General features: G+C 66.6%; 14 protein-coding genes. 6 read left to right on the top strand and 8 right to left on the bottom strand.

Annotated elements, in window-relative coordinates:
* Nucleotides 1-10: 10 nt before the first annotated feature.
* From DRB06_RS12355 to DRB06_RS12380, 6 genes are read right to left on the bottom strand one after another with little or no spacing between them, the layout of a single operon-like run.
* On the bottom strand, nt 11-1,075 hold the full coding sequence (locus tag DRB06_RS12355) for a hypothetical protein (protein ID WP_111820108.1): 1,065 nt from the start codon (nt 1,073-1,075) through the stop codon (nt 11-13).
* Nucleotides 1,076-1,088: 13 nt separating this feature from the next.
* Entirely contained in the window at nt 1,089-3,305 is a 2,217-nt protein-coding gene (locus DRB06_RS12360) for a hypothetical protein (protein ID WP_111820109.1), read from the bottom strand.
* A 1-nt stretch (nt 3,306) separates the two neighbouring features.
* Nucleotides 3,307-3,867 carry a hypothetical protein gene (locus DRB06_RS12365; RefSeq protein ID WP_111820110.1) on the bottom strand — a complete coding sequence of 187 codons (561 nt, stop codon included), beginning with the start codon at nt 3,865-3,867 and terminating at the stop codon, nt 3,307-3,309.
* Nucleotides 3,864-5,609 (bottom strand): RAMP superfamily CRISPR-associated protein, encoded by a 1,746-nt coding sequence (locus tag DRB06_RS12370; protein WP_111820111.1) that lies wholly within the window; start codon nt 5,607-5,609, stop codon nt 3,864-3,866. Before DRB06_RS12370 ends, DRB06_RS12365 begins: the two co-directional genes overlap by 4 nt.
* The gene (locus tag DRB06_RS12375) at nt 5,606-7,501 is read right to left on the bottom strand and encodes an RAMP superfamily CRISPR-associated protein (protein WP_108965803.1); all 1,896 of its coding nucleotides are present in this window, start codon (nt 7,499-7,501) and stop codon (nt 5,606-5,608) included. Before DRB06_RS12375 ends, DRB06_RS12370 begins: the two co-directional genes overlap by 4 nt.
* Complete coding sequence (locus DRB06_RS12380; RefSeq protein ID WP_111820112.1) at nt 7,498-9,396, bottom strand: Cas10/Cmr2 second palm domain-containing protein; 1,899 nt, start codon at nt 9,394-9,396, stop codon at nt 7,498-7,500. Before DRB06_RS12380 ends, DRB06_RS12375 begins: the two co-directional genes overlap by 4 nt.
* Nucleotides 9,397-9,581: 185 nt before the next feature.
* On the opposite strand from DRB06_RS12380, the gene DRB06_RS12385 reads away from it, so the two are divergent.
* The 4 genes from DRB06_RS12385 (at nt 9,582) to DRB06_RS12400 (ending at nt 18,226) form a co-directional block, all read left to right on the top strand.
* Entirely contained in the window at nt 9,582-11,969 is a 2,388-nt protein-coding gene (locus DRB06_RS12385; RefSeq protein ID WP_111820113.1) for a hypothetical protein, read from the top strand.
* Entirely contained in the window at nt 11,966-12,418 is a 453-nt protein-coding gene (locus tag DRB06_RS16250) for a hypothetical protein (RefSeq protein WP_073330164.1), read from the top strand. The genes DRB06_RS12385 and DRB06_RS16250 overlap by 4 nt, the downstream gene beginning before the upstream one ends.
* The gene (locus DRB06_RS12395) at nt 12,415-16,797 is read left to right on the top strand and encodes a hypothetical protein (protein WP_111820114.1); all 4,383 of its coding nucleotides are present in this window, start codon (nt 12,415-12,417) and stop codon (nt 16,795-16,797) included. Before DRB06_RS16250 ends, DRB06_RS12395 begins: the two co-directional genes overlap by 4 nt.
* Before the next feature lie 658 nt (nt 16,798-17,455).
* The gene (locus DRB06_RS12400) at nt 17,456-18,226 is read left to right on the top strand and encodes a class I SAM-dependent methyltransferase (protein WP_258522259.1); all 771 of its coding nucleotides are present in this window, start codon (nt 17,456-17,458) and stop codon (nt 18,224-18,226) included.
* Between the two features lie 204 nt (nt 18,227-18,430).
* Here the strand turns inward: DRB06_RS12400 and DRB06_RS12405 are convergent, their stop codons facing one another.
* Both DRB06_RS12405 and DRB06_RS12410 read right to left on the bottom strand, forming a co-directional pair.
* Entirely contained in the window at nt 18,431-18,850 is a 420-nt protein-coding gene (locus DRB06_RS12405; RefSeq protein WP_111820116.1) for a type II toxin-antitoxin system VapC family toxin, read from the bottom strand.
* Nucleotides 18,851-18,852: 2 nt separating this feature from the next.
* On the bottom strand, nt 18,853-19,131 hold the full coding sequence (locus DRB06_RS12410; protein ID WP_111820117.1) for a hypothetical protein: 279 nt from the start codon (nt 19,129-19,131) through the stop codon (nt 18,853-18,855).
* Between the two features lie 298 nt (nt 19,132-19,429).
* Between DRB06_RS12410 and DRB06_RS12415 the strand changes: the two genes are divergently transcribed.
* Together DRB06_RS12415 and DRB06_RS12420 are read left to right on the top strand one after the other, a co-directional pair.
* A complete protein-coding gene (locus tag DRB06_RS12415; protein WP_111820118.1) occupies nt 19,430-20,122 on the top strand; it encodes a FadR/GntR family transcriptional regulator in 693 nt (230 codons plus the stop codon).
* 95 nt (nt 20,123-20,217) lie between these two features.
* On the top strand, nt 20,218-21,636 hold the full coding sequence (locus tag DRB06_RS12420) for a four-carbon acid sugar kinase family protein (RefSeq protein WP_111820119.1): 1,419 nt from the start codon (nt 20,218-20,220) through the stop codon (nt 21,634-21,636).
* Nucleotides 21,637-21,670 lie beyond the last annotated feature (34 nt).

The raw sequence follows: 21,670 nt of genomic DNA on the forward strand, positions 1-21,670 counted from the left end.
CAGAATCTCACTACTTCTGACACTCCCAGATGTCATGAGATCCAACAGTCCCAGAAGTCATGAGACAACACAGTTCTATGAGTTGACGTATGTTAAGCAAATAGCTGTGAATAACCTCAACCAATTGTTCAAGGACGTCGGTGCTTACAGGGCGGCGCGTTCGATTCTTCTCGGTGTCGAAGAACACGAATTCGTTGTATTTGGTTCCGATAAGTGGGCGAGAGCCACGTGGTGTAAGTCTAACGACGACTCCGGTGTATTCCTCGGAGGAGGGTGGAGTATCTTCGTCTCGTGTCCCGCAGAAGCGTTCGCCGTCAATGCTCGCCACGACTGCGCGCTGTGAGTCGTAGAACTTCTCGGTTTGTACGGTGAAGGTGATTGGCTTGAGGTGTGGGGTGGCCGTGCGCAGCTTGTCCAGCCGTTTGTTGACGTCGGTCGTCGAGACGCCGCGCTTGCGCTCCTGGTTATCACGCTTGCGCGAACCTGAGTACATCCAGGCGCCAGTTGAGTCGTAGAGCGCGGTGGCAGACCGCGGGTCGTTGGGCAGAACAGCGGCACAAACGTAGTTCGGGCGGTCCCAATTACGCCTCACGTCTTTCGGGTCGTTGAGTCCAAGCATCAGACGTGCGCTCAATCCAGTTTCGGAAACGCCGTGTGGTCCGTTGTCATCGACCAGGAACACCGGATAGAGCGTGGTGGCTTCCTGGGTGGTGTGCCGGTGGGTGAGCACATGGTCGTGGTCCGCGAATACGCGCATGCGCGAAGCGGTGACCGCCTCGTACGCGGAGGAGAGGACCCCTTTGAGCGTGGTTACAGGAATAGTGGCATCTTCCCAAGTGCGGGCACCCTCCGGGTCTCCGCTGCGCGAGGCCACCACCACCCGTCTATCCGCAGTGCTCTGCCCCGGAATCGTGGGAGAAGCGACGGTGATAGTGAGCGCCAACTCGCCGGAGACGGTATCCGGCGCAAGCCGATCCTGCCCAGACGGCGCGCCGTCGCCGGCAAACCCCGTGCCGGTCTTCCCGCCCGTGTCACGGACCGTGGGGATGCCGTTGTAGGCGTGGTGCCAATTCATTCTGTTCTCTTCTTCAGCGCCGCCGACCACGGATGCTGCCCGGGTACGGCGGCCGACCATGGCTCTGCGGGCGTTTGTCGATGTGGAGAGGCTTGGTCGAGTGTGGGCCGAACATATCGCGAGGCCCGATTCCCTTTCCGGGATGGGGCTCGCCGGTACGTCCGTTGGTCTGGTTGTTCTCCTTGTTCTCGTTAAGAGTCATGTGCCGGACCTCAATGCCGTCGGCATAGCCGTAGGCTGCACGCTGCATCGCCTCTACCCATGGTGTCTTGTTGAGGTTCGACGAGTGGGACAGCGTGAAGTCGCTTGGCTCTGCGACCGGGTCATCGAGGCCCAGACACCCGCTGAGAGTCGCATAGGAGTCGGACAGATCGGCACCCCGACGCGCACGCAGACCGCCGCGGGCGATACGCACCTCCATTACCCCGAGACCGAAGGGCTTGGCTAGGCCCATTCGCAGGTAGCCGCACTTGGAGCGGTCAGAGTCCTGTTCCGACTCGGGAACTAGGTTCTCCGGGGTGAGGACCCAAATGAGAGCGGCAAGCTCATCGTGGCTCAGGTTGGTGAAGGACACGGTGCACCGCAGCACGCTGCCGACTTCTACCCACGACTTCGCGGTGAGCTGCACATCCGCGTTGTGCTGCTCGCGGCCGTTCATCACCGCCGGCGCTGTGGCCTGCTTGGGGAACTTCCGCGAGTCGAGCACGCTGCGGTGGACCGGATACGCAGCTGCCCCCAGCAGCTGCCCGGGGGAGAAGTACTCCGACCGCTTGAGCGCATTGGTGCTGCCTTTTGAGGAGGGGGTTCCACCATCGCCGCCGGTTAAGAAACGGCGAGCCGATCCGGGCTTGGGCTCGAGCAGCGGCGTGAGTGTCTTGCGATCGCGGCTGATCCGTGCCCCGGACCCGTCGACCTTTCCCACGGTGATACGCCCACGTGCGGCCACATCTCCACGTGCAGCCTGTGGCACCGGATCTGGCACGACGTAGCCGAAGAGTCGGTCAGCGGCGGAGGCCTCCTCGGCTGTCGATACGGGGACCGCACCCTGCTCGAGGGCGAGGCGGTACGGGCTAGCGCTGTAGGCATGGCGTCCGATCATCGCCGGGACGACCTCGAGCACAACCGGCTCGGGGCCGCTGTCGTCTACAACTGCGAAGGCGAGGTCTTTGACCTTGAGCTTCGCTGCGGATGCGTCCTTCTGAGCGGCTCGAGTCGCCCGGTTCGGCTCGTGGCGCTTCCGCGGGGGGTCCTGCTTCCGCTGGTAAACATAGCTGCGTACCACAGCTGCGTAAGCCTTACAGACATCGGATTCGATGGTTACCTTCTTCGGTCCCTGACGCGAAACATCGAAGAAGAACCGTTCGTCATGTTTCCTGGGGAACAGGTGGTTCGGCCTCATGTCATCCGGCGCAGTACGGCACACATAGCCTTGGACATCATCCAGTTCGTCGACGACGGTTACCGAATCGGGGATGTCGAACAGCGGTGTCTCGCCCGCGTCAGTGATGATGTGGGTCACCTGCCAGTAGGCGTAGCGCGCGCCCTTACCACGGTCCCCGTGCAAGCAGAGTGAGAGATGACAGCGGATATGTGCGCCGTGCGGCGTCATCTTCGTGAGTCGTTGGGCGCTTACAAGCAGGTTTGCCGGCCCCACCGGGCCACCTTGGAGCGAGGCCGCACGCATTGTCGGATAGGTTCGGCCTCTGTCATCGCGATAGTCGTTGGTGACAAGCGTGTCTCCGTAGAACAGCTCACCCACCAGGCCGTCATCCTCCTCCCCACAGATACGGATGGGCACCAGGCCGAGCGCACTGGCGGCATCACCCCGGTATGTCAGCGGCTTGGTGTCCGCCTTGCGACGGCGGTTGCCCTGGGGTGCATCGGGGATGTCGCCGAACACGCGGAAGCGTGAACAGGTGAGGGTCTCATAGGCACGGGAGATCATGCCCTTGACCATGGTCGGCGGCACTCGGAGCGTCTTGCCGTCCTCCTCAAGTGGCACCGTGACGGCCAGGTCCTTCTGCTCCCCGAACACCAGCGGTGTGCGCACCGTCATCTCCAGGTCGATCGACCCGGACCAGCGATCGGGCTCAAGACGGTCGTGGCCGCGGGAGGCCCGGTCCTTGAAGAGGTCCTTTGACAGAACTCCGCGATCAGCCAGGCCAGCCGCCTTTTCGCGCGGCATCGGGATGCGGTTGACTGCGGAGTGGAAGTCCCCGAACTCGACCATTTCAGCTCCACCTTCCAGTCATGATCTCGTCGACGAACACGGTGTTCCCATAGGTGGGCTCTTCGGTGAAGACCTCAACGCTGGTCATGGCCTTCGACGGCACATCGAACGGCGCGGTGGCCCCGTGCTGCAGATAGCTGTTGGATCGCGTCCAGCACCTCGTGGTCTGCCACCCCGCGTCGCCGTTGGCGGACAACAACTCCTGGCCCCCGACGCGAATCTCCGCGGTACCCGACCCGTTGAGCCAGCGCAACTCGTGCGCCAGCAAGCCGTCTTCGGCTGCCTCATCTATAACGGCCCACAGGCGCAACTCGTACACGGAGTCGAGGGGGATCGGTTGATCCCGTCCATCCAGCCGGGTCGTCAGCTCCGGCGTCGCCGTGTGGACCGACATGGCGCCGGAGGTGGTGTAGGCGATTCCCTGTACACGGTCGCCAAGGTCCGTGACGCGGCCGAGCGCGGAATGTACCGTCTCCGCCGCGGCATCGCCGGGCCACTGCCGCACAGACCATGCGCCCTCTTCCAGGACAGTGGTGAGTACGGACCTTGCCTGGTCGTTCATGACTGCCTCCCCTTGCCGTTGAGAAGGGCGGACCAGCCCTCCGGGGTGTCGACCTTGATCTGGTCGTTGATGTGGCGGAGCCGGTCGAGAAGTTGCTCCGCGATGCTGAGGCTGCCGTCGGCGGCGAACTCCCACTTGCCTCCCGCGATGAGCCCGTCAGGCCCCTCAATGCGCATCCTGGTCACCTCTACCTGGCCCATGCCGCGGGTGCCGCGACTGCCCAGCGGCAGGGTGCCGGTGGACAGCTCGGCCAGAACCAGTCCGAGCAGGCACAGGGCGGCGCGTTGGTAGTCGATGTTCCCGCCGTTAGGTACGCCCGTCAGCAGCATCTGCGGGTCGACTTCCAACCGAATGTCGTTCCAGTTCACCAGGGGGAACTTCTCGCTGTACAGGGCGCCGCCCGCCACACCGCCGGTCCAGCGGTCCCCGGCGTTGTGCGTCACTTCTCGTGCCTTCGGCTCGTCCTTCTGGGCCACCGTTGCCAGTGTCTCCAGCACCGTCAGGGCGCCGCGGTGCGCCGTGGTGCCGAATAGCAGCCTGACCAGCAGTGCGTCGTCGGCCAGTTGCTTGTGGACATCAAGCCTGGACCAGTCCGGCTCCTGTTTCGAGGAGGCATCCACATCTGCGTACAGGATCGTCCTGGCGATTCGGCTCGCGCGGCCGCGTAGGGCACCGCGGACGGAGCTGCCCGGGATCACCAGTGGGCCGGTGCTCTTGCCCTTCGGCTCGGTCGAGGGATGTGTGCGCAGCGGAAGGGTGGGGTCCGTCTTCTTGAGCTCGCCGCCGGGCTCGTAATCGTTGCGCCTGGGTGGTTCGTCCTTCTTGGTCTCGGCCACCAGTATGCCCGTCGGGCTGTTCCACGCGATCGCTATGCGAATCCGCTCGGGAGGCGTGACAGCGAAGGCCTGAATACGAGTAAGTTTGCCTCCGTCCAGCCATGTAGTCAGGCCGGTGGGTGAATCGAGCTGTGTGCGTTTGAGGCTCCATGGCTCCGCGACGTCGTGATTGATCCGGACTCGGCCCCAGCCCGCGCCCTTCCGCTTACCGAAGGAGACCAGGCCCGCCTCCAACGCGCCGAGGATCACGGAGAACAGTCGCTCTACGTTGGCCGCGTCGGCCGTGTCCTTCTTGGCGTGCTCCGCATCGCGCCTGGCCCGATCTTCTTCCGGGTGTTCGCCGTCCTGGTTCGAGGAGCTGGAGGCAGTCGTCAGGACGCTTCCCGTAGTCGCGGTGATGCGCAGGGTCAGTTTCTCGCCCTGCGGGACGATCTCGTGCGCGAATAGGGCCGTGTCGGCGGCCGTGCCCCAATACCGGTCGACGGCGATTCCCGCCCGCAATGGCAGCTTGTCGGCCGTCGCGACCGATGAGAGCGTAATCGGGTGGACCGTGAGCGCTGAGGCGTGGTCGAGCGACCCCCACAGCGCGTCGAGGTTGGCGCCGTCGTCGTCGCCACTGTCTGCCTTCGCGAGGTGCTGTACGGCGGCGCGCAGGGCCCCCTTGATCGATCGCCCGGTCAGTACAGGGTTGCCGACTCCGTCGCGCGAGAATCTGCGGGGAGTCCAAGAACGCTTGGAATCGTCGCCCCGCTGCGAGGCGTCGCCTGGGTTTGCGGTTGAGGTTCCCTCCGAGTCATCGCCGCCGCCATTAATCCGGCTGCGGTCGACTTCCTCCTCGGGACCTCCGGAGTGGATGGGTGAATCGGTCTTCAGATGGACGGTGAGCTCGTACCTGGTCACGCTCATCGGTTGGACTCCTCACCTTCGTTACGGATACCTGGGGCGGAACCGGGGATGAAGTCCCTGGCCGGCGAGCTCACGAACTTCTCCCGGGCGAGCAGCGGATGGCCGACGACGAAGCGTCCAAAGCCTTGAGCCTGAAGCTCCCCTATACCGGTGCAGGAAAGCCGCCTCAAAGCTTCAAGTACCTGGCCGGGGTCCGCCCCCGGAGCGGGCCTCACCCGTATTACCGAGCCGGCTTGGATTGCCAACCGGGTGGGCCGTGGCTGATGACTCGCCGCCGACCAGGTGTCTATGCGTCGGTGGCGCAGGCCGGCTACGTACCGATCCTCGACGGCGGAGCGAGCCACCCGTTGGATCTGTGCCCCCGCATTGCGCAGGGTGGCGACCAGGTCATCCAGGGTGCCGGTGGCTCCCAATTGAGCCGACCGCAGAAGGACGTCGGAGGTGAACCAAAGCGTCGTCATGCCCTCTTCGTCCCAACCGCTGCTGGGTGCGGGAGTCCATGTGGCTGCGCCGTCGGCGTTGCAGGTGGCTCTACCGAATGTGCCGGTAAGTCTGCGTGAGCCGAGCTGAGCCGGGCGCGACAGCAACTCGGTGAGCTCGCCGTCGAAAACACCCGCCAGGCGCTCGGACAGGATGATCTCCGCCTCCAGGTCCATTCCCGCCGGCAGTGCGCGCACCAGGAACAGCTGCCCGATGGCCGCGGTGCCCGTGGCAGGGTTGTGCGCGGTCGCCTGGCGTCCCACCAGAGGTGGCGAGCCAAGCGGGACCGGTTCATTGGCGTCGCCACCGGTGGGGAACACGTATCCGCCCCGCTTCGGACTGTGTGTCTGCTCGGGGCTCGGTACACCAATGAGTCGATTCCACACGAGGGGAGCGGCGCCCTCATCCGCTACCTTTTCGGAGGTAAGCACCAGGGGGACGGGTAATCCGCGGATGCCCGCGAATACTGGCAGCGCATCGGAGACGTACAGGTCGCCGTTGACCACCGCATCGCGCACCAGGCGCTGGACTTCGCGGGACTTCTGGGCCGCCGCATGCCTGAGCCGACCATGCACCCAGGGCAACAGCACCGTGCCGCGCAGGAAGTCCTCCGAGGGAATCTCATTCGACAGGGGAACCGCATATGAGACGACGGGAGAGTCCAGGTGAATATGCAGCACCAACCGCTGCCGCTGGTCGGTCTCGGCTCGCTCGGAAAGACGCGGCGCCTCGATTGCTTGAGAACTCGGCTTCGGCGCTTCGGGGGCGGGCTGGGGGCGCTGTTTCAGCGCGTTGGTGCACCACTCCTTGAAGTCTTCCGGATTGGCGTGCTCGTCCACGACGATCTCGCAGGCGCCGTCACCGTTGCTGCGATCCGACCCGATCGCGGGCACCAGGCTCCCGGCCAGGGACAGGACCAGGAGGGCGGCGTCGCGCTGAGCATCGCTCCAGACGATTGCGGCGCCCTGCATGTTCGTATCCAGCAGGGTGACCGAGCCGGTGAGTTTGCAGGCCGGAGCTCGCTCAATGATGCGCAAGTGGTCAGGTTTGGCGGCCCCCGTCCTCTCATCGATGGAGACGCTGACTACTTCATGAGGGCCTAAGGCGGCGTCGTCCGCCCGGGCGTCGGAGAAGGCCACGAGCCGCGGATACTCGGCGGTGCCAAACAACGCGGTCACGAAGCGGTGCCAGGGTCCGGATGAGCGTCCCTCATCCAGGGCCTCGGCAACGACCTGTGCCTGTTCACGGATGACGCCCGTCAGCCCGGTTGCCCGCACCACCAGGCGTCCGTCGCTGTCACGCTCAACCCGGGAGTCGACGCCGCCGACGACGCCGGTGCCGGTGCCGATGCCCCAGTCGCTCGTGAAGGTCACGGATACCGGGAAGGTCAGCTTTGAGTCCGGTCGGTTCATTCCCCTGCCTCCTGGATGTCAGCGGTGGAAGTGAGTTGGTCTTGCAGGTAGGACACGGGCAGGAGGTCCGCCAGTTCGAGCAGGTCGAACAGCGCGTCGGGGTTACCTAGTGCCTTCGCGAGTGCTACCAGGTCCTCATCGGAGCTTCCGAGGATGGCATCCCATTCGTCCTTGACTCGCTCACCGGGTGACTTCTCCGGGGCCGTGCCTTTGTTAATCCCCTTTTCGACGTCGTCGTCGACCGGCGCCTCGGGAGCCGGCTGTGCCGCGGGCTCGGGGGCATTAGCCGCCTCGGACATGTACTGGCGAATGCGGGCGGCGCGCGTCTTCGGGAACGGCACGCGCTGCGTGGGGTCGGAGACGTACTCAATGCGCCAGGTGGCCGGATCCGTGCTCTTGTCGGGAAGTACCTTGCCGACGCCGGTGAACAGCGCGGTCAGGCGGCACGCCTCATGCCAGGTCATGTTCCCCGGCGCGTCGTGGTCCTTGGTGACGAATCGGTAGGGGCGCTCGGTGAATGATGAGTAGGAGTCGATCAGAGCCTCGTCGTCCAGGAGGGTCGAGTCGAACAGGGCGTGGAAGGTGAGCGTGGAACAGTACGCGTTCGCATCCGCGGCCTTGCCCACCTGCTTGGCCTTCTTGATCAGGGTTTCCGCGAGGTCGTAGGCGATGTGGAAGGGGAAGGCGTGCCTGACGACGGCGATGCCTGCGCCGGCGGTCATGTGACCGTCCCGGTTTCCGAGCTCCGAGAGTAGGGGGTCGGCGGCGGTTTCGTGCTCGAAGGCCTCCAGGAATGCGGCGGTGAAGGGGAGTGCGTAGGTGCCTTCGGTGATGACGGTGGCGTCGTCGCCGCCAAGGATCACCGGGACCACTGGCACGGCCCGGTAACCGTGGTCCTCAACTCGTCGTCCACGCAGCTCGTCATCCTTGGCGGACCAGAGGGAGACCTGCGCCCAGGCGCTGTAGAAGGCCGTCTCCATGGCACCCGCCAGGCGAGTGTTGATCTGCAGGAGGAAGCGTCGGAGGGCGTCGTCGTCGCCTTGGCTCACACCCGTCGCCTCGCTGAAGACGTTCTCGGGGACCTTCTGCTTCGCCTCCTTCAGGTGGCTCATGATCGCGCCCACCCCGTTACCGTCAATGTGCACGACGGCGACCTTGGACAGGCGGTCGTCGCCGAACTCGGGATCGGTGTCGAAGAGCTTCTCCAGGTTGCGGAGGTCGCGAACCAGCAGTTCACCGAGTTGGTCAGTATTGTCCCTGTAGGGATGCTCCTTCCACAGGCTGCCATGGTCGGCGAGCGCACGGTCCACCAGGTCCTTACGGGCTTTGGCGGCGTGGTAGCGCTTGACGCGGCTGGGGAGCGAGTAGGCCATTGAGAGGTCGGCTGTGGCCTCGTCGTCGACTTTCTTCTTGTCGAACGGCGGCGCGGCGGGCAGGGACGAGTCCTGGGCGCGCACTAGAAACGGCATCTGGGAGAAGCGAGCGCCGGCGGGTGGGCGATCGAGCGCATGCTCGTTGGCGGCCATGTGCACCCGGCGGAGGTCCTCATCGTCTACGTAGACGCTGTCCATCTCGACGTAAACCCCGGTTACGTCGATACCCGGTGCCCGGCTGTGCGCGATTCGGGTGACTCGGCCGATCACCTCCCGCGCACTGTCCACGGAGTCCGCCAAGAAAATGACCTTGCCCGAAGAGCGCGAGACCCACGGCAGATCGGGCGCGCCCTCCGGGAACGCCCTTGCCACGGCGGCGGGGATGGTCGTGGTGTCGAGAACCTCCTGCGTCCAGTCCTCGAGCCACGTCAGCTGCGCCGAAGCCCCGATGTTCTCCCGCAGGCGCGGGGAGGAGAAGATGTAGTTCTGGTTCCCGTTGGTCTCGATCATGACGAGCTGCATGGGGATCCTCTCGGGGCAGGACGGGACGGAAGGTGGGACGCGTGCAGTCTGCCACTTGATCGTGAGTGGCGCCACGCCTTTGGTGGTAGCGTTCCGCAACGCGGGACAGGCGACCGGCGTCGCAGGCATGCCGATCCGCTCGGCCCGTGCGAGCCACCCTGCTCACTGTCCGGAGAGGACCTGACATGACCCTGCTAGTTCACATCGTCGGCGAAGGCGACCTGGGTAGCGACATCCTGAGACTCGAGGGGGAACAGCGCCAGCAAGCCAGGTGTGCCGGCGTCACAACGCTGCAGAATGCCGCAGCGGGCGGTGCGGGGTGCGAGGCCGTCGACCTCCTGCTCCGCGGTGCGGTGGCTGAAGAGCTTGAGAGTCGGTTCGTGTGGACGCCGTTGGCCCTGGAACTGGGAGCGATCCAGGACGATGGCCACGAGGGGCAGGTACGCGTGCTGTTGCTCGGTAGCAGTTCCGGCTACGGGGCCACGGCAGACATTGCCAAGGCCCTTGCTTCGCTTCTGGAGCGTGACGAGATCAGAGCGGCTCTGCATAAACGGTACGGGTTAGAAGTGATAGCGGAGCTTCACGCCGACGGCGACTTGAACGAGCAGGTAGGCCGCGGAGACCTCAGCAGCTGGGTTGAGGCGGCGCACGGCACTGCTGCGGACAGCCCCGTGGTGGTGTCCATGATCGGCGGGGCAACCATGATGTGCCTGAGCGCCATGGGAGTGGTCGACCACCTCGGCTACGACTGGCGTCTGGCGGTTGCCGGGAGTCCTGACGACGCCGAGGCGCGCCTGATCCGTCGCGGTCACCACGGCAACGCGCCCTTCTACTGGCTACGTGCCCTGGGCTATCTGGAGCAAGCCGCTCAGTGGGCCCGGCAGAACGGCCGAGAGGAACTGATCGACGAGGAGCACACGCGGCTACTTCGGGATCTCCAGGCGGTGCTCGGCGGTGCGGGGCAGGAGAGGGGAGAGGCGTTGGCCGCGGCCACCGATGAGCACCTTGCTTCGTTGGTGGCGGTGGAGATGACCCGGGCGGACAACGGCGCTGGTCTGGCCGTGCGCGCCTGGGTGGAGAAGCACTATGAGGCCCTGCTGGCCGAGGAGAACGCAGGGCGCGCCCAGGACGATCAGATCAGTAGCGTGTTCAAGCGCTTGCCGGGCAAGGAACTGGGCAAGGTGCTGGGCCTGGTCCGCGATGAGCAGCTGGACCAGGGCTCCACCTCGGCCGCGTGGCTTCTCACAACAGGTGATCGCCTGAGGCCGGTTGGCAACCGCGCCGTCCATGATGCTGCGGCGCCGACGGCATCCGACTTGGCGACGGTCAATCAGGTCCCCGAACTGGGAGAGCGAGTTCCATCCTGGATGCACTGGCCGGGGCGCGGGAGAGTCCTCTACATCTGCGGCATGGGTGACAACTACCAGCGGTCGTCGGTGATCGAGCGCGTCATGGATGCCGGACCGGATGAGGAGTTCAGGCGCGCCGTGCCCGGAGGGATGCTTGAGGGCGGCGGTGTTGGCGACGTCGATTTTCTGCTGCTGCACTCGGCGTCCCCTGGATCGAAGGAGACGGCGGTCAAAACCTGTGCCTCCGCGCTTTTGGCAAAGAGGCCGGGGGACCTGTACGCGCCCGGGGTGGACATCATCGACTACGGAGGAGCGGAGAGTAATGATTTCGCGCCGGTTGATGACTTGGCTGGCGAAGTGAGCGTAATGCTTCGTGAAGTACTCCGCACCAAGCAGCCGTCAGCAGTCGCCATCGTGGCATCGGGGCAGAAGTCGGTCGCGATCGGCGCCCTCGAGGCAGCCCAGGCCTGGTGCGCCGAGCACGCAGTCCCGCTGTTCGTGCAGACCTCGGTCCAGCCGGGGCAGAACATCAAGCGGTCGGGAATGCAGTTCCACCGTATCGCCCTGCACAACGACGCCGAGGCGGCACTGCGCGAGGCGGCGGCCGCAAGCCTTTCCAGCCTCAACCTGCTCAGTGCCGTGCGGGTGCTCAGCGCCGGCGACCAGGACATGGATGTGTGGGCCCAGGCGTGTGATGAGTTGCGCAAGGAGTACCTGGCGGCGGTCAACGCCAAGGATCCCGATGCGCATGCGGGCGTACTGCTGTCCGTCATGGATACGGTCCATGAACTCTGTCTGGAAACCGAGGGGGATGTCGATCCACGCCTGGTGGTTGTTGTAGCCGAGGCGGTCGACTTCCCGCGACGGGGCAAGAAGGCCGCCGAAACGCTGTTCCGAGAGCGTTACGCGTGGCAGGACGTCAAGGCGTACTCGGCACAGAGACATGGAGTGGAGGCATGTAGTCGCGGAGCCCTGCTGCGGCTTCTGTACGAGGTCAGGAACGAAGTGCGTCTCACTCACGGAGACAGCCAGGTCGATGAGGCGGTGCGGGAGGTGATGCGCAACAGGTTCGTCGACGTCGATGATGACTTCGGCTATGTGGACCTGCTTGGGTGTGCCATCAAGTCTGTGAAGGCTGGCCCCAAGCGTCTGACCACCGGTCTTGACGAGTCGTGGGCCGAGAGGTTCCGGGCACTGCGGCACTGGGCGGAGGAGCGCGCATGACACCCGCAGAACCTCTCGCTCTGGTCAACCTCACCCCGCACGAGGTGATCCTGCACCTGGACGGCGGGCCGCTGCGGCTGCCGGGGGCCGCCGTCGTGCCCCGGCTGCTGCTGTCGGACGGGCGGCAGGAGACGCTGACCGTCTACGACCCCGAGCACCCCGGCGAGGCGACCGGTGCGCGGGAGGTGCCCATCGCCGTCGGCGCCACCTGGCTCGGAATCGACCCGCCCCTGCCCGCACCCCAGCCCGGCACGGTCTACGTCACCAGCCGGGTGGTGGCCGAGCACTTCCCGCAGCGCACCGACCTGGTCTGGCCCGATGATCTGATCCGGGACGCCGATGGGCAGGTGGTCGGTGCTCGCCGCCTGGGTTGCCTGCCGCGGCCGGTCGACGCCGCCGCCGTGGGCGGTGGGGATGCGGGCCCTCAATGGGACGAGGAGGGCCGATGACCGAAGAGCGGGAACGTCCGGCCACGGAAGGGGCTGCCCCGAGCCGGCCGCCGCGCACCGGCTTCATCCACTTGAAGGACCCCGATGAGATGCGCGTGGTCTTGGTGTGGGAGGTGGAGGTGCATCGTGGCTGGAGTCAGGCCTTCGGGAACTGGCCCGCCAAGCCCCTGAGCTTCCGTGCCAGGGACCGCCATGACAAGTTGCGGCAGACGTACCGGGGCATGCGTGCCGCCTATTTCCACCCGGAGGTGGCCGAGCGCCTGCTGGGAAGCGGCCGGGACGGGGACGACGCGCCGCCGGGCGCGGACAACCGCCGCTCCCTGGAGTTGCACAAGCTGGTTGATCACCGCGACAAGGACAACAAGCGGGTGCTGCGCATCGGCGCTCTGGAGGCGCTGCGCGTGTCGAATGGCGACGGGGCGGGGACGGCGATCCTGGTGGTGCACGCCGTCGTCCCGCGCACATATGTCGAGCGGCTGCCCGGCGAGCCGGCGGATGACGAGCAGACGGATGGCGAGCACTCGGAAGGTGCTCACGCGGATGAGGACTCGCAAGAGCCACCCGATGAGCGGTCTTATGAGCGCTTTTACGACGCCGTCCGCCACCCGAGCCGGGTGGTCGGCATTTGCGAGACGATCAACAAACTGCTGGCGCGTCCCGACGTGTGCGGTCCGGCACGGGTGACGCTGGCGGCTGAGCACACCGCGCGGAAGTCCTGGTTCTCCGCCCCGCTGTTCACCCTGACGTGGGTGCCTCGGGAGGTGAGTCGGCGGTGGATCCCTGAGTTCGGGGAGACCCCCGAGAGTCTCGGCGCGCGCCTGGAGGTGCCGGTGGGCTCCGAGCCGCTCGACGATCTGCGCCAGGCGATGGCCGGAAGAACGTCTAGTGCGAGGCTGCCGCTGCCGGTGCTGACGGCGGCGGGTTGGCAGTGGGGGAGCCTGCCGTCTCCCACGGGCTTCGAGTTGGGGGAGGAACGCTACTCCCGGGCGAAGAAGAACATTCACGTGCTCTCGCAGAGCTGGGCGGTGAGTGTGTGGGAGCGAGGCGCCGCCTACCTGCCGCGCCAGGACGACGGCTTCCTTCTGGAGGCCATGCTCAAGATGTGTTCCACCGACCTGGACGTGTACCTGCTGGTGGTCCTGGACCGGCTGCGCGTGCGCGCACTCTCCCTCAGCCTCGCGGCCACCGCACAGGAGCTGAGGGTGGCGACCGAGAAGATCGGGCCGTCGGGGAACTTGGACGTGGCGACCAAGTACTTGGATCCTGTCATCGCCAGGGCGATCCGGCTCGACGGCGAGGCGGTCTCGTTCCTCGCCTCTGAATGGTGGATCGATGTCACCCGGCACCGACAGGCCGACATGGTGCTGGCTTGGATGCAGCAGGCAGGGGGTCTAGACCGGGCGGTGGAACAGACCGTCCAGCAGGCGCGGCTGCTGCAGGAGAGCGTACAGACCCTGATTGAGCGCCAGGAGCACGTCGCTGACAAGGAGCGGCAGGAGCGCGACCGCCGGCGGGAGAAGCTGGAGCGCGAGCAGCAGGACTCCGCCCGCGCCATGGAGTGGGCCGTGGGTATCCTCGCTTTTGTGGGCCTGCCGCTGTCGGTCGTGTTGGAGGTCTGGTCGAACTTGCACGACGGCGGTCCCCTCCTGCGAGGGGCGGCCTGGTGGGGTGCGGGTGTCGGGCTGCTCGTCGTGGCCATGGCGGTCGCCTGGGCGCTGGCAAAGTGGTTTGACGTCAGGCTGTGGCCTCCGCCGGGGCACAACCGCCGGGCGGTAGGGGACCGCGGGCGTGCCGCAGTCGGTGGTCGTGTCCCTGGGATCGGTTCGCGCAGGCGCGTCGACGGCGGTCGGGGTTTTCTGCGCCGACGGCGAGCAACCGTAGGGGAGTCGATGATCACCATCATTCACCCGGTCGGGCAGGGAGAACTCGGCACCGACATCGTCGAGCTGCAACGGGACGAACGTCTGCACGCCCAGGAAGCCCGGCAGAAGGAACTGCGGCAGCAGGTGGCTGAGGCCGACGCCGAGGTGCTGTCCAACAGGCTGCTGAACATTCCCCCGGACGAGGGCGGGCGCCCGGGCCGCTTCAAGCGCACCCCGCTGGCGCTGGTGCTGGAGGCACTGCGCGGCAGGGGCGCCGTCGTGCGGGTAATCCTCCTGGGCACGGCCAATGGCCGCGAGGGCACCGAAACCGACGTCGAGGCTGCGCTGCTGGAGCAGGCCTACAACCGCCCCGACGTGAAGGCCAGACTTGAGGAGTACTTCGGGCTGGCGTTACAGGTCGAGGCCTACCAGCATGGCGATCTCTTCGAACGGAAGTGCGTCGACGACCTGCACCGGTGGCTGGATGACGATGGGGCGATCACGGACGGGAAGGTCATCGTCTCCGGCATCGCAGGGGCGAATGCCGTTGTGTTCGCGGTCATGGGTCTGGCCGACCAGATGGGCCTGGACTGGCGGCTCGCCGTCGCCCCGGAGGAGGGAGAGAAGCGGGCCGTGTTCCTGGAGCGCGCCGCCAACCGGGTCGCCCCGTTCTACTGGCTGCGATCCCTCGGGTACCCCAAGCAGGCGTCGGACTGGGCCGAGACCACGGGGGCGGCATCCGCGCTGCCGACGGGGGAGCAGCAGGCGACGGAGGCGCTCGCTGCCGCCCTGGACCGCGCCCGCTACGGGGATGACAGAGAGCCGGGAGCACTCGCCGCGCTGGCGGTCACCGACATGGCGCGCGCCGACCACGGCGCCGGCCTGGCGCTGCGGGCCTGGGTGGAGCGGCGTTACCGGAGCCTGTATGGGAAGGAGCGGGAGCTGGCCGAGCAGAAGGGGGATAAGCCGCGCCCGCCGTTGCGCTTCGTGAAGGCCAATGGTCGACCGAAGATGCTCGGCGAGGTCGTTGCCGACGCTGCGGCGGAGGCCGTCCGCCTGGGTGAGGACTGCCCCGGCTCGACCGCGTGGCTCGCCTCCGCCGGGCCGCTCAACGATCTGGCCAAGCGCACCGTTCACGACGGCCAGGCGCCGCACGCCGAGGACTGGGCGGTAGTTGAGGGGGAGCCGGCTCTCCTTGAGGCGCTGCCGAAGTGGGTGACGCGGCCGGGTCGGCGTCCGGTCCTGTACATATTCGGTTGTGGAAGGTCCTTCCGGTCGCCGACCATCCCGGAGCGTGTGCTGCGTGCCGAGCCCGAGCGCGAGCTGCGGCGGGCGGTTCCTGGGGCCTTGCTGGAGCGGGACGCGTTCGCCGCGGGACCGGACGGACACCCCGCCCTGCCGGTCGAGTTCGTCATTCTGCACTCGGCGCATCCCGAATCCAGGAAGACGGCCTGGCTCAACGCGCAGACCGTCGTCGCCGACGGCGTGCACCGGGAGTGGGAGCTGCCCGAACCGGGCTGGAGCTTTTTGGACTACGGTGAGGGGGATTCCGGAGCCCGGGCGGTGCCCGAAGCGATGTGGACAGTTCGCGAGCGTGTGGGCGCGGTTCTGGCGCAGCAGATGCCGTCCGCGGTGGTGATTGTGGGAACCGGGGAGAAGTCTGCGGTCTACGGCGCGCTCGAGGGGGCGCAGGAGTGGTGCGCGCTCAACGCTGTGCCGCTGTTCGTCCAGACCTTCGTAGACAAGGGCCGGGGCATCAAGGAGCCGGCCTCCCAGTTTCACCGGATCGCCCTGCGCAACGACGCCGAGGAGGCCTTGCGGCGTGCCGCCGCCATCAGCCTGCGCAGCCTCAACCTGCTCAGCGCTGTGCGGGTGCTGGCCGCCGGTGATCGGGACATGGACGCGCTCGCGGAGAAATGCGAAGAGTTGCGTCAGGAATACGTGCAGGCGCGGCAGGCGGAAAGGCTCGACGACCACGCTGGAGTGATTGTGGATGTGCTGCGCACGGTACGTCTACTATTCGATGAAGCAGACTGGCTGACGCAGGCGCGGCTGGTGGTGGCTGCGGCAGAGGCCGTGCACGCGCGCCGGCTTTCCAAGAGAGGGCAGAGCCTGCTTCAGGAGCCCGACACGCTACTGAATAAGGAGAAGGTAGCCGAGCGGAAGAAAGCTGGCACAAAAGCTGCGTTTGCATGTCTAAAACGTGGCGATCTCTTGCGCCTTCCCTACGAGGTGCGCGACAGACTGGTGATCACCCATGGGCGTTCCACCGTTCAGGAAGCGTTGGAGCGTGCTTTGGATGAGCTGCGGGTGGACGCTCCCGAGGGATTCACCTTCGCTGACTTACTGGATGCGCTTATCGCGCGCTTGGAATGTGATGCCAAGGGGAAGACAGGAAGCGGTGCTAGGAACGAGAACGAAGGCTGTGGCGAGAGTAAGGACGACTTCGGCGCCCTGGATCTCAGCGCGTCCTGGTCTGCCGAGTTCGCGCAATTGCTGCGGGACATTGAGGGATGATCGTAGGTGCGGAACGACCGCGCGGTGCTGGTGGTCGGTGCGCGAGACCGGCTGTCTTGACGGCGGAGGGACCTGGAAGGAGGTGTGACGCGTGTGCAGCCTGGTTCTTATGTGACACATGTGGCTGGTGTGACACCTGCCAGGAGGTCACGATTCGGTCTACGGTACAAAGATTGGTACGTTTTGACCCCGACTTTTCCGCATGACTTCGTTGAAAGTTGGTGGCTGGAGGGGGTTGGAGGGGTGTCGGTGGCGCTTGGCTTGTTTTCAACGAAAGGTGGTAGTTTTGGCCTGGTGCCAGTCGGTCTCGTGGGGTGCTTGCGGGGTCGGTGGCGATCTCGCCTCTGGAAGTGGCGGTATGACGCGGTTTCCAGGGGTAGGGGTCAGGAAGCACCTCGCACCTTAAGGTGCATTAAGACTTCAAAGACTCGATGTGCGGCTACCGCCGCCAACGTAGTCAGGAAGCACCTCGCACCTTAAGGTGCATTAAGACATCGGGTCACTGGCCTGGACGGCGTAGCAGGCGACGTGTCAGGAAGCACCTCGCACCTCAAGGTGCATTAGGCGCGGGCGGGGCGTGTGGGGACCGTCGGCCTCGGATCGGCACTATGGTTAGTGCCCGCTTAGTCAGGCGGTTCAGCGGACCCTGTTCACTCCACTGCTCGGTAGAGCGCGTGCGGCACGCCTGTGGCCGCACTGCTTTCAGGACGCCTGGGCCCAGGACCTCGCCCAAAGAATGACAGGGTGCATGCCCGAACTAGCGGCAGCGGACCTGGGTGACGTCCCCGCAGCCATCTACGCCCTGCGGCATCGGGCTGCGGTAACTGAGGTGCGCAGGTACCTTCGGGACCACCCCGGCGCCGCCGTCGTCGACCTGGGCTGCGGAATGGACCGACTCGTCGACGGTTTGGACGCCCCTGCGGCGCGCGTCTATTGCCTGGACTTGCCGGAAGTCATGAGCCTGCGGCGTGAGTGGCTACCACCTCACCCACGTGAGAGGGAACTGCCCGCCTCTCTGACGGACACCGACTGGATGGCAGACGTCGACGCCGACGCCGGAATGATCGCCGTCGCCTCTGGCGTGGTCTACTTCTTCGCGGAGGAGGACGTGCGGCGGCTGGTCGACGAGCTGTCGCACCGCTTCCCCGGTGGCGGAATCGTTTATGACGCTGAATCGCCCGATCTGGTCGCGGCGAGCGAGCAGGCTGTACATGACGCGGGCGTCGCCGACGCACCCATGCCCTACCGGGTTGAGGATCCGCTGGCCCCGCTGCGCTGGTCCCGGGCGGTGGGAACGGTAAGGGCGGATTACGGGCTGCTGTCCTATCTGCCCGACGACGCCGATCTGCCCGCCCCCGTCATGCAGGCGCTGGAGGACCTGCGTGAGCACCGCTCCCTATACGAGGTTATGGCCGATTTCGTCCGTTGAGGCGCGCAGGATGCGTTGTCCCCGGTTTCGGCCGCGGGCAGCGCGCCGAAGCGGAGCCACCAGATTCTCCGCTAGCTACCACTGCCATGCACCTGACTCAATGAGTCTCCTCGCCGGCGCCAACGGGGCCTGCGCGGACTCGACATCCTCTATGACGGCTCTTCGCCTCGGCGGGGGCTCGTGGGCTGGCGGGTGATGTGCTGGTCACGCCGAATTCGGGGAGGACGGATATTCGACCGGGTCGATCACGCTCAGCCCGAGATTCTCGGCAACGGTCTTCATTGTGGCGTCGTGAGTGGCGACGGCACTCGTTTCACCCAGGACAAGAGCGGTCGCCAGATGCAGAGCATCCAGGGTCTTGACGTGCCTCTCAATGGATTCGGCCACCGTATGCACCTGACGTGTGATGTCGATCAGACCCACGCGGTCGAGCAGCGGAAGCCCGTCGCGTAGCGGTCGGTTCTCTCTACGCAGGACGCGGATCACCTCCGTGCGCAGCAGGCGCGAGGAGACGAGCGTCATACCCGGTGATTGCATCCAGGCCTGCACCCGCTTCCGCTCGGGCACATCCAGGATCGTGCGCAGGGCCACCGACGAATCGAGATAAACCACTTGAGCGGGCATGGTCAGTGGTCCCTGCGCTGCTCGGCGAGCAGGGCGTCCGCCTCCGCGCTCGTGTATGCCGGACCGCCCGGGTGGGACGGCCAAGGCGTGGGGGCCTCGGCCGCAGGCTCATACAGCCCCTCACGCTCCAGACGCGCAAGTGCGCTTGAAGCACCCTGCACGGCGCTGACTCGCCAGCGCGGGGTGCCGCGCTCAGTCACGACCACGTCGGCGGTTTCGGTGACCTGGGCGAGCACGACGGCGGTGCGCTGATTGAGGTCCCGTTTGGTCACGGTGCGCATGGAGTCATCATACGCCAAGGTACTACCTATGTCAGACATTTGGTCGACATGAGGCCGGGTGGCGCCGAGGGGAGGACTCGGACCATGCCCGAGGTGAGCGGGCCCTGCACTATTCCTCTGAGGACTACGGTCGGCGTGCGTCGCGTTTGCTCTCCGCCCAGCCGCTGTTGTTGCGCCAAACCGCGGGCAACAGCAGGCAACCGCAGGTAATTTCAAACAAACGCACCGAAACTGCCCTTGCGAGCCGACGCCCGGAAGCGTACGCTCATGCTCAAGTCCTCAGAGGAGTTGAGCTGGTATGGCCCCGTCTCGCATCGACACCGCAGTCGCCGAACTGCTGCGCCGCGTCGTGGACGGCACCTATGCCGTGGGCTCGGCTCTACCGGGGGAGGAGGCGCTCGCCGCCGTCTTGTCCGTCTCCCGGCTCACCGCGCGCGAGGCCACCCGGGTCCTGATCACGCGGGGAGTCCTCTCGGCCCGCCAGGGATCGGGTACATACGTCAACGATCCCGCCGACTGGCAGGACCTGGCCAGCCTGGTCGCCCTCGCCCGCCACGAAGGCTCGGAGCGCGAGATCGGCCTGGCCCTGCTGGAGGTGCGGCGCATGATCGAGGTCGGCAGCGCCGGCATCGCCGCCGCCCGCATCACCCCCGAGCGGCTGACCGCGATGGAGTCCACTATCGCTGCCCTCAAGGCCGCGGACGCCGCCGACGACGTCGAGGCCGCCACCGCCGCGGACCTCGCCTTCCACGACCACATCATCGAGGCCACCGGCAACCTCTTCATTCACGCCACCTTCGCACCCCTGCGGCAGGAGCTGATGATGGCCCGGCGGGTCACCTCCGCCCACCACGAGGTGCGCGCCCACGCCATCGCCCAGCACGAGCGCATCCTCCTGGCGCTGCGCCTCGGCTCCCCGGACGCCGCCAAGGCGGCCATGCGCGCCCACATGGATCAGACCACCAACGACCTTCTGGAATACACAACCTGACCGCTCCGCCGTGCCGGCGCGCGGCCTGAGGCCGGCAATCCGGACGACGCCGACAACCTCATATCCGAAAACATCAGTCACAAAGGAGTGCACTCATGAAGACGCTGGACGAGCTCACCGCCGACATCCCCGCCGGTCCGGCCGTCGATCCGGTACAAGTATCCGCCGCCCTGACCAGGGCGCTGGTCGTCCTCGACGACGACCCCACCGGCACCCAGTCGGTCGCCGACCTGCCGGTGGTAACCGGCTGGGAGGTCGAGGACCTGGCGTGGGCCCTCGCCACCGGCGCCAGCGCCGTTTACGTAATGACAAACTCGCGCAGCCTCGACCCAGCCGAGGCCGCCCGCGTCAACACCGAGGTCGTCACTAATGCCCTGGCTGCAGCCAACTCCGTCGGCAGGGAGATCGCCTTCGTGTCCCGCTCCGACTCCACACTGCGCGGCCACTTCCCGCTGGAGCCCGACACCATCGCCAACCTGCTGGAACGCGCCGGCACCAAGGTGGACGGCGTCATCCTGTCCCCGGCCTTCCCCGACGCCGGACGCATCACCGTGCACGGCACCCACTACGCGGGCAATGCGCAGACCGGTTTCGTGCCCGTCGGAGACACCGAGTTCGCCGCCGACAAGACCTTCGGTTACCGGGCCTCCTACCTGCCCGAGTGGGTCGAGGAGAAGACCGCCGGCGTCACCCGGGCGCAGGACGTCGTCGTCATCGACCTGGAGATGCTACGCACCGATGAGGACGCCGTCGTCGACCGGCTCACCTCCGTGCACAACCGCACGCCGATCGCCGTCGACTGCGTGGAGGAGAACGACCTGCTGCTGCTCGCCCGCGCCCTCCAGCGGGCGGAGGCGGCCGGCGCGAACCTCGTCTACCGCGTCGGCCCGCCCTTCGTCCGGGCACGCATCGGGCAGGTGCCGCATGCGCCGCTCACTCCCGAGCAGGCCCGCCCGGCCGACTTCGCCCCCGCCTCCGACGCCGCCGGAGGCCTGATCGTGGTGGGCTCGCACGTGGGCCTGACCGGGCGCCAGGTCGACGCATTGCGCGAGGCCACCGGCACGCCCGAAGTCGTCATCGACGTCCCCACCGTGCTCGACCCGGACCGGCGCGACGCCCACGTCGAACAGGTCGCCGAACAGGCCGCCGCCGCGCTGCGCGAGGGCAACGTGGTGGTCCGCCGCGGCGGCGCCTTCGTGGCCGGACGAGACGCGGAGGAGTCCCTCGAATTCGCCCGCCGCGTCTCGGCCGCCGTCGTCGAAATCGTCCAGCGCATCGTCGCCGCCCGCTGCCCCCGCTTCGTCATCGCCAAGGGCGGCATCACCTCCTCCGACGTCGCCTCCCGCGGCCTGGGCATGCGTAGGGCGCTGGTCCGCGGCCCCATGCTGCCCGGCATCGTCTCCCTGTGGGAGCCGCAGGACGGCCCTGCCGCGGGCGTCCCCTACATCGTGTTCGCCGGAAACGTCGGCGACGAGAGCTCACTCACCGCCGTCGTGAGCACCCTCAACGCCTGATCGCCTCGCCGGGCGGCGGCGCTGCACACCTCAC

Source organism: Actinomyces sp. Z5 (assembly GCF_003287795.1).
GTDB classification, from domain to species: domain Bacteria; phylum Actinomycetota; class Actinomycetes; order Actinomycetales; family Actinomycetaceae; genus Actinomyces; species Actinomyces glycerinitolerans.

Coding starts and splice junctions, on each gene's coding strand:
- DRB06_RS12355 (WP_111820108.1), bottom strand. CDS start 1,075: ATGAATTGGCACCACGCCTACAACGGCATCCCCACGGTCCGTGACACG.
- DRB06_RS12360 (WP_111820109.1), bottom strand. CDS start 3,305: ATGGTCGAGTTCGGGGACTTCCACTCCGCAGTCAACCGCATCCCGATG.
- DRB06_RS12365 (WP_111820110.1), bottom strand. CDS start 3,867: ATGAACGACCAGGCAAGGTCCGTACTCACCACTGTCCTGGAAGAGGGC.
- DRB06_RS12370 (WP_111820111.1), bottom strand. CDS start 5,609: ATGAGCGTGACCAGGTACGAGCTCACCGTCCATCTGAAGACCGATTCA.
- DRB06_RS12375 (WP_108965803.1), bottom strand. CDS start 7,501: ATGAACCGACCGGACTCAAAGCTGACCTTCCCGGTATCCGTGACCTTC.
- DRB06_RS12380 (WP_111820112.1), bottom strand. CDS start 9,396: ATGCAGCTCGTCATGATCGAGACCAACGGGAACCAGAACTACATCTTC.
- DRB06_RS12385 (WP_111820113.1), top strand. CDS start 9,582: ATGACCCTGCTAGTTCACATCGTCGGCGAAGGCGACCTGGGTAGCGAC.
- DRB06_RS16250 (WP_073330164.1), top strand. CDS start 11,966: ATGACACCCGCAGAACCTCTCGCTCTGGTCAACCTCACCCCGCACGAG.
- DRB06_RS12395 (WP_111820114.1), top strand. CDS start 12,415: ATGACCGAAGAGCGGGAACGTCCGGCCACGGAAGGGGCTGCCCCGAGC.
- DRB06_RS12405 (WP_111820116.1), bottom strand. CDS start 18,850: ATGCCCGCTCAAGTGGTTTATCTCGATTCGTCGGTGGCCCTGCGCACG.
- DRB06_RS12410 (WP_111820117.1), bottom strand. CDS start 19,131: ATGCGCACCGTGACCAAACGGGACCTCAATCAGCGCACCGCCGTCGTG.
- DRB06_RS12415 (WP_111820118.1), top strand. CDS start 19,430: ATGGCCCCGTCTCGCATCGACACCGCAGTCGCCGAACTGCTGCGCCGC.
- DRB06_RS12420 (WP_111820119.1), top strand. CDS start 20,218: ATGAAGACGCTGGACGAGCTCACCGCCGACATCCCCGCCGGTCCGGCC.